1 pseudogene is annotated in these 564 nt (G+C 59.2%); it reads right to left on the reverse strand.

The annotated features are described in order from the left end of the window. Window positions 1–564 (reverse strand): annotated as a pseudogene (locus ACGTN6_RS20930) (DEAD/DEAH box helicase); the annotation flags it as partial.

Genomic DNA, 564 nt, shown 5'->3' on the forward strand with positions numbered 1-564 from the left:
TTCTTGTGAGGATCCGGAACAGCAGATAGAACAAGTCATCGGCGTAGCCGCCCATGAGCGTGCCGGTCAGCAGCAAGGCCTTCTTGACCTTGGCAGCCAGCACCCCCATGGCCTGGCCCTGAGCCGAGCCGGCGTTCTTGTACTCATGGCCTTCATCCACGATCAGCAGATCGAAGGTCTGGTCCGGCAGATAGCGCTTGATGAACTCGGTCGGCTGATAGCCGCCCTCACCAAACCCGAACTCTGTCGTGGCCATCGCCTTCTCCATCCGCTTCGCCTGGCGATCGGAGAAAACCAGCTCTCCATTGCCATCCATCAGGTTGATGAACTCGTGAATGTTGTCGGCCAGTAGCGACGACAGAAAGTCCTCACCGAACTGCTGGATCAGCCGTTCGGCCGTCACCTTCCCGATCGTGGGGAGCTTGATCAGCGCTTTCCGCACCATCTCCCGGTGAACATTGGCCGTGGCTCTCTGCGGCCTCATGAGAGACCACAAAGGACTGCGGCAGCCCTCACACTTCTGCTGTCGCTCATCCTGCATGAACTGGTGCCAGGTCACCGACT

The organism is Halomonas sp. B23F22_20, assembly GCF_043496985.1.
Taxonomy (GTDB): Bacteria; Pseudomonadota; Gammaproteobacteria; order Pseudomonadales; family Halomonadaceae; genus Halomonas.